Source organism: Gluconobacter sp. P1C6_b (assembly GCF_018811945.1).
Lineage (GTDB): Bacteria > Pseudomonadota > Alphaproteobacteria > Acetobacterales > Acetobacteraceae > Gluconobacter.
Genome location: NZ_JACRVU010000002.1, coordinates 133,822 through 145,213, shown reverse-complemented (window position 1 = coordinate 145,213; position 11,392 = coordinate 133,822). Strand labels below are relative to the sequence as shown.

The window sequence follows — 11,392 nt, the reverse complement described above, 5'->3', positions numbered from 1 at the left end:
TCACGATGCCGTCCGAACAGTTCCCGCAGTCTCTTCCATCCCATTCCGACAAAGAACAGCGCAACGAAGCCTGGGACGACCGTCTCGCTCCTCTCTTCGCACCGCTGACGAGCCTGCCCGGCATCGGCCCCCGGCACGCTACCCTGCTGGAGAAAATCGCAGGCGGCCGACGCGTGCTGGATCTGCTGTTCACCCTGCCAGAACGGGTTGTTGACCGGCGCATTCTGCGCACAGTCGCAGACGGACACAATCTCGCCCCCGGCGAAATCCTGACAGCCCATGTCCGCGTCCTTGCCCTACGCAAGGCCGGCCGTCCCGGACAGCCCTCCATCATCCGCACTGAGGACGACACCGGAAAGCTCGATCTGGTTTTCTTCCAGACGCGCAACATGCCCAGCCCGACCGTGGGCACCGAACTCCTCGTCTCCGGCAAGACCGGTACGTTTCAGGGCGAACTGACGATGCCCCAGCCCGACCATGTCGTAAGCTGGGCCAAGCGTGACAGCTTCCCCTCGCTCGAACCCGTCTGGCCCCTGACCGCGGGCCTGTTTCCCTATACGGTCCGCAAAGCCATGCGTGCCGCTCTGGCCCTGCTGCCCGACTTACCGGAATGGCTGGACCCGGCCCTCGTCACTCAGCGCAAATGGCCGTCCTTCACACACGCCCTGCGCCTGATGCAGTCCCCCGAGATCATTCCGCCGGAAATCGCCTGGGAGCCTGTCCGCAACCGCGCCCTGTCCCGCCTCGCCGCCGACGAACTGCTGGCCGATCAGCTCTGTTTCGGTCTCGCCCGCCTCAAGGCCCGCGCGCGGCACGGACGCAGTTTCCCTGGCACCGGCGAACTTCAGGCCGAAATGCTGCGACGCTTCGGCCACAAACCGACCCACGCGCAGACCATCGCCATTGCCGAAATCGCTGCCGATCTTTCGGCCTCAACGCCCATGATGCGTCTGCTTCAGGGTGATGTCGGTGCAGGCAAGACCTTCGTCGCCATGAACGCCATGCTCCAGACCGTCGAGTCTGGTGCGCAGGCCGCTCTGATGGCGCCCACAGAAATCCTTGCACGCCAGCATTTCGAAACGCTTTCCCGTCTCTGTCCGACCGAATGCGTTTATCTGAGCGGCACCATCAAGGGCGCAGCCCGGCGCAAGACCCTCACTGCCATCGCGGATGGGACTGCAAAGATTGTCGTCGGCACCCATGCCCTGTTTCAGGACGGCGTGATCTTCCATGATCTCGGCCTCGCCGTCATCGACGAGCAGCATCGATTCGGCGTTCGCCAGCGCATGAATCTGAGCGCCAAGGGGGAAGCGACCGATATCCTCGTCATGACCGCAACGCCCATCCCCCGCACGCTCCAGCTCATGGAATGGGGCGAAATGAGCGTCAGCCGTCTGGACTCAAAGCCGCCGGGCCGCCAGCCAATCCGCACGACCCTGCACAGCATGGACTCGCTCGACAGCGTGCTTGCCGGCATCAGCCGCGCCCTGGGCGATGGTGTGCAGGTCTTCTGGGTCTGCCCGCTCATCGAAAACAGCGAGACACAGGCCGCAGCGGCGGCAGAAGAACGCTGGGCCTCGCTGGAGCAGCGTTTTGAAGGGCTGGTCGGCCTCGCCCACGGCAAGCAGGACATTACCGTCCGTCAGGACGCGCTGGATACGTTCCGTCTGGGCAAAACGCGCCTTCTCGTCGCCACCACCGTCATTGAAGTGGGCGTGGACATCCCGGCGGCTTCGGTCATGGTCATCGAACAGGCCGAACGCTTCGGTCTGGCCCAGCTTCACCAGCTTCGCGGGCGCGTCGGGCGTGGCTCGAAACAGTCCTTCTGCCTGCTGCTCCACGACAGGGCCGCCACACCCACCGCCGTCCGGCGGCTCAGCCTGCTGCGCGACACGAATGACGGCTTCCTGATCGCCGACGAAGATTACAGGATCCGGGGCGGTGGCGACATCGCGGGGGACAGGCAGTCCGGACTTCCCGGCTTCCGGCTGGCGCAGGGCGCGCGCCTCAGCCTGCTCCTGACCACCATGCAGCAGGACAGCGAGCGTGAAATCGCCCGCAATCCACATCTGGAAGGTCCCCGCGGTCACGCACTCAGACTTCTTCTGGAAATATTTGACCGAAATGATCCGGACAGACTTCTGATTTCCGGTTAGACAGAAAAATTCACGCGGATATAATGCTGCTACTTGATCAGTAATGCATTCAACTGAATTTCATGGAGTACACGAGTGATGAGCAGTCCTGCCAGAGACGCTCAGAAAGAGACTTCACACCAATACTCTGGCACCTCTTCGGATCGCCGATCCCTGCTCTTTCGTCTGCTTCTGCCCGCGACCGGCGGGTCAGCAGTCGCGTTGCTGGACCTCTCCGCAAGCAGCACCCCGGATATTCTTCATGCCATCGGCCCCCTTCCGCCCGGACTGCAGAAAGCAGCCACACGGAAGATTATTCTTTCATCGGAACAGAATCGGGATGGCGACACCCCGTTTTCCTGCCCGTTGCCCGATGACTTTTCTCTTATAGGATACCCCGTCTCCACCAGTTCGGGTGACGGCCAGTCCGGACTGTTTCTGGTTGCCCTCTCTCCGCCGGACGGAAGTTTCTCGGCCACGGCTGGCCGCGCCCTGCAGGACGTCGCAGGCGAGCTTGCCAACGAGACTGCGGAACATCCGGGGAAATCCTCGCTGCCGGACCGCGAGGAAAGCCTCCGCATCCTTCATCAGTTCATTGAACGGACAGGCAAGCTTTCACGCCGTGCCGTGTTCAGCCTGATCCATCTCAACCTGGATCATCTCTCGCTGATCAACGACCGCTATGGATGGGACACGGCTGATCTGATCCTCGCGGAAATGATCCGCCGTCTCAGAGCGGTTCTGCCGGAAGGCTGTTTCCTGAGTTCGATCGGCGGCGGCCATTTCATGGTTCTGACACCGCCAGGCACTACGGCCGTCACAACCCGTTCCCTGGTCAATGCGATCCTGCAGATCTCGAGCACACCCGTGTCGCTGGATATGGGCGCCATTCCTTTCTCGATCTCAGCAGGATGGAGCGTTTATCCACAGGACGCAGGAGACGCAAACCAGTTGATCCTCGCTGCCCGCGCAGCCCTGACCGAAGCCAATCGCACGGGTGGGGGCCATGAGCGTCGCGCCAATGCAGAACTCACGAACACCTATGCCATCACGTCGAACCTTGAGAAGGATCTGCTCAAGGCGGTCGAAGACGATGCCCTCTTCCTGAAATGGATGCCCATCGTCGATACGGCCTCCCAGAAGATCGTCGGGCATGAGGCGCTTCTGCGCTGGACCCGGCCGGGTCATGGCGAAGTCGCCCCCAATCTCTTCATCCGCTATGCCGAGGAAGTCGGCATGATCGAGGCACTCGACAGCTGGAGCCTGCGCAATGCCTGTCTGGCTGCCCTCCGCTGGCCGACTCCGCTGCGGGTCTGTGTGAATGTCTCGCCGGTCTGGCTGGTCAACGAACGACTTGCCCCGCTCGTCGATACCGTCCTGACCGAAACAGGCCTTCCGCCCGGACGACTGCAGGTCGAACTGTCCGAATGCCGCCCCTTCGGTCCCTCCGACATCGCCTTTCGCGAACTCTCCCGCGTCCGCGCGCTGGGTGTGCGCCTTGCCATTGACGATTTCGGGGCCGGCTATTCCTCACTGGAGAGGCTGCGGATCTACCCGCTGGACCAGATCAAGCTCGACCGCGCCTTCGTCCAGTATCTGGGGGAGGACATGCGCGCCGACGAGATCATGTACGCCATTCTCTCCCTTGCCCGCTCCCTGAACATCACCTGCTGCGCGAAGGGTGTTGAAACGGAACACCAGATGGCGCTGCTCGACGCCAATGGCTGCGAGGAAGTCCAGGGTTACCTGCTGGGAGCTCCAGTCCGGGACAGCCACGTCCCGCATCTCGCCCAGGCATGAAAAAAGGCCGCTTTCCTTACGGGAAGCGGCCTTTTCAGTCCCCGGTCCGGAAACGTCAGAACTTGACCGAAAGCTTGAGCGATCCGTAGTTGAACAGACCCGCCTTCTGCGTCTCGAACTGTGCCGTCTGCCAGTTCTGGCTGTAGGACAGACGCACGCCGTGCCACATCACGGCCACACCGGCATGGATTTCACCCACATCCCAGACCTTCTCGACGTGAGGCGCATTGGGGCGGACCGTGCTGCCCTGAAGCGTCACGTCATAACCCACGGCCTGGCCTTCAACACCGCCGTAGAAATACCAGGCAAAAGGACGGGTCGCACGGAACGCATCCGTGCCGTCGAGTCCCGGTCCGATCGTCGCATTGCCGAAGTCACTGTCCAGACCCTGCCCGATGCGGAACGTCGTCGCCACATCCGCATAGGTCCGGTAATCACCCGCCGCACCCGAAATCGCCGGCAGCACGTCAGCATGAATGCCATAGACATTCAGGACAGGCACGCGCCAGATCCGGCCGGCCTGAACCTGAAAGATCGGCTGATTCGCGAGCTGGTGCGACCAGCCCGTGCTCGGCGTATCGCTGATGGCCTTGTGAAAGCCGTTCTGAACCTGACGCCCGAGTCCCGACGGACCAAGCATGCCGAACTGGATTCCCATTACGGTCCGGGAAAGATCCGTATCGTTGATGAGGTTCACGGTTCCCAGCAGCAGGCCGGCATAAGGGCGGTCACCCTGCGGCGGATTGTCCGCCTGGGTGTCGCGCGGCGTGTCGATAATCTGCTGCAGACCAATGCTGATACGCTGTACGCCATCGCCCATCAGGATATGGTTCAGCTTTGCGATAGGCCGCGGAAGATTGTCCGTTCCTGATGTCCAGTTGATGCGCAGACCGGACGTATAATACTGATCCGACGTCCCTTTCAGCGTGGAAATCGCGTCATTCTCACCCTGGACGGTCCAGGTTCCGTACGGATCCTGCAACGGCGTGGCCATGGCGGTGGAAGACAGCGCCAGCACGGCAGTGGCTCCAATGGAAAAAGTCAGTCGGCTTCGCATGGGCACCTCTGTTACGCGCGGGATCGGGAACCACCAAGTACTGGGAAACGTGTGTATGTCATTTTCACGACCGGAATCAAAGTGTCGACGGGTCTCATCCCAATCTTAAAATTAGCGCGAGTTATGTTTCAGCCCCATATTCCCTGTGGCAGAGAAGGAAAAAAGCGTGCTAGGAATTGCTGCAGGAGAGAAACAGCGTCGTTTTTTTCCAAATTTTTGAAATTACGTCACGGCAGGGTCCGCCCTATCATGACACCCCAGTCTCGGGATTAGACCGTTGAGAAACAACAGAACCGACCGCAGCAGCTTCAACTCACCTCGCCGCGGCGGGTTTGACGACACATACTCGTCCCAGCCGTCCTATGGCGATCGTGGAGGCTTTGGTGGTGGAAATGGTGGTGGCGGCTACGGCGCGCCCCGTCGTAACAGCTTCGTCGCAGCTTCAGGCCCGGAAATCAGCTCCCGCGTGAAGTGGTTCAACACCGAGAAGGGTTTCGGTTTCGTTGAACTGTCCGATGGCTCGGGCGACATCTTCCTGCACGCCAACGCCCTCACCAATGCTGGTGTCAGCAACGTGAACCCGGGCGCGACCGTTGTGGTCCGCATCGGCCAGGGTCCGAAGGGCCGTCAGGTCGCTGAAGTCCTCTCCGTTGACGAGAGCACGGCAGAAGCACCGCGTCCCCGCGCCGCTTTCGGTGATCAGCCCCGCTTCGGTGGTGCACGCCCGGGCCGTCCGGCTCCGGACCTGTCCCGCGCTGAAGACATGCGTGGCACGGTCAAGTGGTACAACGCCACGAAGGGCTTCGGCTTCATCACGCCGGAATCCGGCGGCAAGGACATCTTCGTCCACGCCTCCGCTCTCGAGCGTTCGGGCCTGCCGACGCTTGACGAAGGCCAGACGATCAACGTCAAGGTTGTTCAGGGCCAGAAGGGTCCGGAAGCTGCTGAAATCAGCGCTGACTGAACGACCCGGACTTCGGTCTGAGTAGAAAAAGCCGCTGCCAGCTTCTGCTGCAGCGGTTTTTTTCATGCCGGCATTTCCCGCCAGACAATAAAAAAGGCCGGAAGAATCCGACCTTTTCCAATCCTCATTGCCAGAGCAAACCGGCTCAGTAGTCCTTGCCACTGCTCCGGACCAGTCGCGCCTTGTCCCGCTTCCAGTCACGCTCGGCAATGGCATGCCGCTTGTCTTCCTTGCGGCGTCCCTGACCGAGGCCCAGCGTCACTTTAGCCATACCACGGGCATTGAAATGAATATCAAGCGGCACCAGACTGGCGCCCGCGCGGCTGACAGCGCCCAGGAAATGCGCAATTTGCTTGCGGTGCATCAGCAGCTTGCGCGGAGCACGCGGCTCAAACCGGGAGAGAACGCCGCCCTGATATTCCGGAATATAGGAGTTGAAGAGCCAGATCTCGCCGTCCCGCTCGGCAGCATAGGCTTCCGTAATCGTCGCCCGGCCAAGACGCAGGCTTTTCACCTCCGGCCCCTTCAGAACGATTCCAGCTTCAGTCGTTTCCAGAATCGTATAGTCAAACCGCCCCTTGCGGTTCTGTGCGGCCATGCCATGGGAAATCATGCCGCTCTTGGTTTTCTTTCCGGCCATACCTGTGATCAGTCCAGAAGCTCAAGCGAGCGCAGGGCCGCATCGATGGCCCGACGCGTCTCTTCCTGCGGCTCTACGAGGGGCAGGCGCAGAGTCGGATTGCACAGTCCGAGTCTGGACAGCGCATATTTCACCGGACCGGGATTACTTTCCATGAACATGGCATCATGCAGCGGTGTCAGATGATCCTGAATGGCGATTGCATCCTCGATCCGCCCTTCCTGCCAAGCCAGATGCATGTCCGCGCATAGATGCGGCACAACATTGGACGTCACGCCGATACATCCGTCGCCACCTGCGGCAAGGAATGACAGGACACTGTTATCGTCGCCGGAAAGCTGGTTGAACGGCTTGTCCACGGCACGACGAACCGCGATGGGCCGGGCCATATTGGCGGTCGCGTCCTTGGTACCGACGATATTGGGATGTTCGCCCAGACGCGCCATGGTCGTCACCGAGATGTCCACAACCGAGCGGCCAGGGATGCAGTACAGGAACATCGGCAGAGGCGTCGCATCGGCAATCGTCATGAAATGGCGGTACAGCCCTTCCTGTGACGGCTTGTTGTAATACGGCACAACCACCAGCAGACTGTCCGCTCCGACGGAATGGGCATGCTTTGCCATAAGAACGGCTTCAGACGTGCTGTTGGAACCCGCACCCGCCATGACGCGGACACGACCATTCGCGGTCTCAACGCAATGCGCCACGACGCGACCATGCTCCTCATGCGACAGTGTCGGGCTTTCGCCCGTCGTGCCGGCCGGGATCAGTGCCGTGGTCCCGGCTTCGATCTGACGCTCGATCAGCTTTGTCGAAACGTCGAAATCAATCCGTCCGTCCGTATGCATCGGAGTGACCAGAGCCGTCAGCGACCCCTGATACATGCTCGTGTCAGCCATTGTTCCGCCTTCTGTCATGGGCTCTGCCTGTCCTGCCCTCACGCCCGGCGTGAGAGACTGCTTGGGTAAACACCCAGAATTCTCAGATCGTCGCTGACCTGCTCCAGTTCCGCGAGCGCCGCCGCCAGAGAGGCCTGTTCCGGATGTCCCTCGACATCCATCAGGAACTGCGTCGCCGCAAACGAGCCGTCCAGCATGTAGCTTTCGATCCGCGTCATGTTGATACCATGCCGGGAAAATCCACCCAATGCCGCATAGAGCGCACCCGGACAGTTCCCGACCCGCATCAGCAGCGTCGTCAGCACATCTGTGCGCTCGGGCGAGGGAATACAAGGCATGCGGGCCACGCGATAAAAGCGCGTCGTGTTGTGCGAAGCGTCCTCGACATTGCTCCGAAGCACCGTCAGACCGTTCAGCTCGGCCGCCAGAGAAGACGCAATCGCAGCATCTTCCTTACGTCCCCACTGTGCCACCATCTCGGCCGCACCCGCCGTATCGAACTGCGCCACCGGCTCCACACCCAGTTCGCTGATCAGTCTGCGAACCTGTCCCAAAGCAACGGGATGTGTGTGAATCCGGCGGACATCTTCGATCTTCGCACCCGGTACGCCCAGCAGGCAGTGTTCGACGCGCTGGAAATATTCCCCAACGATGTGAAGCCCGGCGTCCGGCAGAAGTGAATGAATGTCCGGCACACGCCCGGCCAGTGTATTCTCACACGCCAGAAGCGCTTCGTCCGCCCGGCCGTCATGCACGGCGTCGATCGCATCGGCAAATGTCGGACAGGGCAGCGTTGTCCAGCCCGGACGCGCCTGACGGCAGGCCAGATCAGAATAGGCGCCGGGGCGGCCCTGAAATGCAATGACCGGCATCAGACCAATCCTCTCACATGCTCAAGATCAGCAGGCGTATCCACGCCCTGAGGCGCGTGGTCAATCCTCGCACAGCCGATCGTCATGCCGGCTTCCAGGGCCCGCAGCTGTTCCAGACTTTCCCGACGCTCCAGCGCGGAGGGCGGAAGCGTCACGAAACGCTCCAGCGCCGCACGACGCCAGGCATAGATCCCGACGTGATGCCAGTGTGTCCCCTCGCCCCATGGAATGGGCAGGCGGGAGAAATACAGCGCGCGCGCCACGTCGCCCTCGCCAAACGCGCAGGCAATCTTCACGACCTGCGAGGCATCGCGCTCGGCATCGCTGGTCACGGGAGCCGCCAGTGTTCCGATATCGAACGTGGGATCTTCCAGTGGCTTCAGAACAGCAGTCAGGCTGGACGGTTCGATCAGGGGCAGATCACCCTGAAGGTTGATCACCACATCGTGCCTGCCCTCAGGGTCCACCTCGGCAAGTGCGGCCTGCACACGGTCGGACCCGCTCGCCAGTCCCGAGTCGGTGAGCACCCCCTGTACATCGGGAATATCCCTGATGACATCAAGGATTTCAGGATCTCCCGCCGCAACAACAACCGGTCCGGCCTTCGCGGCCAGCGCACGCCGGACCACCCGGACGATCATCGGCACGCCGCCAATATCAGCGAGGGGCTTGCGCGGCAGGCGGGTCGAAGCAAGTCTGGAGGGGATAACGATGATCGGATGCATGGCCCCTCTGATGCCGCCCCCCAGAACGGGCGTCAATCTCACGCCACGCTCCTGGGACGGGAATAGACGAAAATCATGAGTGAAACGGTTCTGCAGACTGCCATCGACGCTGCGACAGCCTGCGCGGACATCGCCCGCAGGACCGTCCTGCCCCATTTCCGGACGTCCCTTCGCCCCGACACCAAATCTGACGACAGCCCCGTCACCATCGCGGACCGTCAGGCCGAACAGGCCATGCGCAGCATTCTTGAGGAACGCCTTCCAGAGCACGCCATCCTTGGCGAGGAAAACGGCATCAGTGGCGCCAGCAGCGACTGGCTCTGGGTTCTCGATCCTATTGATGGCACCCGTGCTTTCCTGACCGGCCGCCCCACTTTCGGCACCCTCATTGCGCTCTTTCACAAAGGCCGCCCTGTCCTCGGGCTGATCGACCAACCCGTTACAGGCGAGCGCTGGCTCGGAATTACGGGGCGGTCGACCACCTTCCTGTCCGACCGCCTGCCCGGCACCATCGGTACGCGCCCCTGCCCGGAAGCGGCGGCAGCAGAACTGTCCTGCACGGCACCCGAAATCATGACTGACGCGCATGCTCCCCGCTTTGCCAACCTGCAAAAACATACCCGCCGCACGTCATGGGGCGGAGACTGCTATGCATACGGCCTCCTTGCCCTGGGCCAGATCGATGTCATTGCCGAGTGCACCATGAAACCCTGGGACTGGGGGGCGCTTGTTCCCGTGGTGGAAGGCGCGGGCGGCCGCATCACGGACTGGCAGGGGAATCCCCTCACACTCGAAAGCGACGGCACCGTTCTGGCCTGCGGAGACGCAACCCTGCTTCCCGAACTCGTCCGCCACCTTTCCTGAATCCCGCCAATCGGCTAGGGAGAGGACCCCGGCGAACGTGGCGGCAGACATGAGCCGGGACCGGTCTGGTCACGGCCAGACCTGATGGAAGCAGTTTGAATTGAAACCGGAGCCTTCCGGTTCATGACCGGGACGGATTTATGGAAACGCAGTTCTCTCTCCCCAAGAACAAGATCCGCATTCTTCTTCTGGAAGGCATTCACGAAAGCGCCGCAGCCCATTTCGCAGCCGAAGGCTACACCGAAGTGACGCGCGTCAAGGGTGCACTCGAAGGCGACGCGCTGAAGGAAGCCCTTCAGGGTGTGCACATGGTCGGCATCCGCAGCCGGACGCAGTTGACACGCGAAGTCCTGGAAGGCGCAGACCGCCTCATGGCCATTGGCTGCTTCTGCATCGGCACGAACCAGGTCGATCTGAACGCAGCCCGTATGCTCGGCATTCCCGTCTTCAACGCGCCGTTCAGCAACACCCGGTCCGTGGCCGAGCTGGTCATGGGTGAAGTTGTCATGCTGCTGCGCCGCATCCCGTCGCGCTCGGAAGCCTGCCACAGGGGCGGCTGGGACAAATCCGCCACCAATGCGTGGGAAGTCCGTGGCAAGACGCTCGGCATCGTCGGTTACGGCTCCATCGGCTCGCAGCTTTCGGTTCTGGCCGAAGCGTTTGGCATGCGCGTTCTGTATTTCGACGTGATGCCGCGCCTGCCGCATGGCAACGCCATCGCCGTGTCCACCCTGCATGACCTGCTCGCACAGTCCGACATCGTCAGCCTCCATGTTCCGCAGACGCCGGAGACCGATCTGCTGATCGGAGAGACGGAAATCCGGGCCATGAAGCCCAATTCCATCCTGCTCAACAACGCGCGCGGTAACGTCGTGGACCTTGAGGCCCTCGCGGCTGCGCTGAAGAACGGACACCTGATGGGCGCGGGCGTGGACGTGTTCCCGGTCGAACCCAAGAAAGCCGGCGAAGAGTTCAAAACACCGCTTCAGGGCCTCGAGAACGTCATCCTCACGCCGCATATCGGCGGCTCCACGATGGAAGCTCAGGAGCGCATCGGCGTCGAAGTCGCCCGCAAGCTGGTCGATTATTCCGACGTCGGCTCCACGATCGGATCCGTCAACTTCCCCAGCGTCCAGCTTCCCGAACGCCCCCGTGGCACGCGCTTCATGCATGTCCATGCCAACCGTCCCGGCATCATGCGCCAGATCAATGATCTGTTCGCCTCGCAGAACTGCAACGTAACGGCCCAGTACCTCCAGACGGACGGTGAAGTCGGGTACGTCGTTGTCGAAGCCGAGTCGGAAGGCCCTGACATGGACACGAAGCTGCTGGACGGTCTCAAGGCCCTCGATGGCACACTGCGTGCCCGTCTGCTGTACCAGCGCGCCTGACACCCTTGTCGTTAACCAACGGTAAATAATTTCGGGCTAGGA

The 11,392-nt window shown here is 61.6% G+C and carries 10 protein-coding genes; 5 read left to right on the top strand and 5 right to left on the bottom strand.

Translation table 11 applies throughout. The features are described 5' to 3' along the window. The first annotated feature begins 5 nt into the window (after window positions 1-5). Window positions 6-2,156: an ATP-dependent DNA helicase RecG gene (gene recG, locus KP701_RS02445; protein ID WP_215745567.1), complete on the top strand. Its 2,151-nt coding sequence runs from the start codon at window positions 6-8 to the stop codon at window positions 2,154-2,156. A gap of 78 nt (window positions 2,157-2,234) precedes the next feature. After that, on the top strand, window positions 2,235-3,935 hold the full coding sequence (locus KP701_RS02440) for a bifunctional diguanylate cyclase/phosphodiesterase (RefSeq protein WP_215745566.1): 1,701 nt from the start codon (window positions 2,235-2,237) through the stop codon (window positions 3,933-3,935). Between the two features lie 55 nt (window positions 3,936-3,990). On the opposite strand, the gene KP701_RS02435 is transcribed toward KP701_RS02440, so the two are convergent. After that, on the bottom strand, window positions 3,991-4,992 hold the full coding sequence (locus KP701_RS02435) for a lipid A deacylase LpxR family protein (RefSeq protein ID WP_024717299.1): 1,002 nt from the start codon (window positions 4,990-4,992) through the stop codon (window positions 3,991-3,993). 277 nt (window positions 4,993-5,269) lie between these two features. Between KP701_RS02435 and KP701_RS16525 the strand changes: the two genes are divergently transcribed. Further along, window positions 5,270-5,956, top strand: coding sequence for a cold-shock protein (locus KP701_RS16525; protein ID WP_011251660.1), 687 nt, complete (start codon window positions 5,270-5,272; stop codon window positions 5,954-5,956). Window positions 5,957-6,101: 145 nt separating this feature from the next. Here KP701_RS16525 and smpB read toward each other — a convergent pair whose 3' ends face one another. The 4 genes from smpB to KP701_RS02410 are packed head-to-tail and all read right to left on the bottom strand — an operon-like array spanning window position 6,102 to window position 9,095. After that, on the bottom strand, window positions 6,102-6,596 hold the full coding sequence (smpB, locus tag KP701_RS02425; protein ID WP_011251661.1) for an SsrA-binding protein SmpB: 495 nt from the start codon (window positions 6,594-6,596) through the stop codon (window positions 6,102-6,104). 8 nt (window positions 6,597-6,604) lie between these two features. After that, window positions 6,605-7,498: a 4-hydroxy-tetrahydrodipicolinate synthase gene (gene dapA, locus KP701_RS02420; RefSeq protein ID WP_215745565.1), complete on the bottom strand. Its 894-nt coding sequence runs from the start codon at window positions 7,496-7,498 to the stop codon at window positions 6,605-6,607. Window positions 7,499-7,536: 38 nt separating this feature from the next. Continuing rightward, window positions 7,537-8,370, bottom strand: coding sequence for a prephenate dehydratase (locus KP701_RS02415; RefSeq protein WP_215745564.1), 834 nt, complete (start codon window positions 8,368-8,370; stop codon window positions 7,537-7,539). Then, window positions 8,370-9,095: a 3-deoxy-manno-octulosonate cytidylyltransferase gene (locus tag KP701_RS02410; RefSeq protein ID WP_215745672.1), complete on the bottom strand. Its 726-nt coding sequence runs from the start codon at window positions 9,093-9,095 to the stop codon at window positions 8,370-8,372. Before KP701_RS02410 ends, KP701_RS02415 begins: the two co-directional genes overlap by 1 nt. A gap of 75 nt (window positions 9,096-9,170) precedes the next feature. On the opposite strand from KP701_RS02410, the gene KP701_RS02405 reads away from it, so the two are divergent. Then, window positions 9,171-9,959 carry an inositol monophosphatase family protein gene (locus tag KP701_RS02405; protein ID WP_215745563.1) on the top strand — a complete coding sequence of 263 codons (789 nt, stop codon included), beginning with the start codon at window positions 9,171-9,173 and terminating at the stop codon, window positions 9,957-9,959. A 140-nt stretch (window positions 9,960-10,099) separates the two neighbouring features. Further along, window positions 10,100-11,350 (top strand): phosphoglycerate dehydrogenase, encoded by a 1,251-nt coding sequence (gene serA, locus KP701_RS02400; RefSeq protein WP_215745562.1) that lies wholly within the window; start codon window positions 10,100-10,102, stop codon window positions 11,348-11,350. Window positions 11,351-11,392: the final 42 nt, after the last annotated feature.

Excerpts from the sequence above, each read along its gene's own strand:
- recG (WP_215745567.1), top strand. The coding sequence starts at position 6 with ATGCCGTCCGAACAGTTCCCGCAGTCTCTTCCATCCCATTCCGACAAA.
- KP701_RS02440 (WP_215745566.1), top strand. The coding sequence starts at position 2,235 with ATGAGCAGTCCTGCCAGAGACGCTCAGAAAGAGACTTCACACCAATAC.
- KP701_RS02435 (WP_024717299.1), bottom strand. The coding sequence starts at position 4,992 with ATGCGAAGCCGACTGACTTTTTCCATTGGAGCCACTGCCGTGCTGGCG.
- smpB (WP_011251661.1), bottom strand. The coding sequence starts at position 6,596 with ATGGCCGGAAAGAAAACCAAGAGCGGCATGATTTCCCATGGCATGGCC.
- dapA (WP_215745565.1), bottom strand. The coding sequence starts at position 7,498 with ATGGCTGACACGAGCATGTATCAGGGGTCGCTGACGGCTCTGGTCACT.
- KP701_RS02415 (WP_215745564.1), bottom strand. The coding sequence starts at position 8,370 with ATGCCGGTCATTGCATTTCAGGGCCGCCCCGGCGCCTATTCTGATCTG.
- KP701_RS02410 (WP_215745672.1), bottom strand. The coding sequence starts at position 9,095 with ATGCATCCGATCATCGTTATCCCCTCCAGACTTGCTTCGACCCGCCTG.
- KP701_RS02405 (WP_215745563.1), top strand. The coding sequence starts at position 9,171 with ATGAGTGAAACGGTTCTGCAGACTGCCATCGACGCTGCGACAGCCTGC.
- serA (WP_215745562.1), top strand. The coding sequence starts at position 10,100 with ATGGAAACGCAGTTCTCTCTCCCCAAGAACAAGATCCGCATTCTTCTT.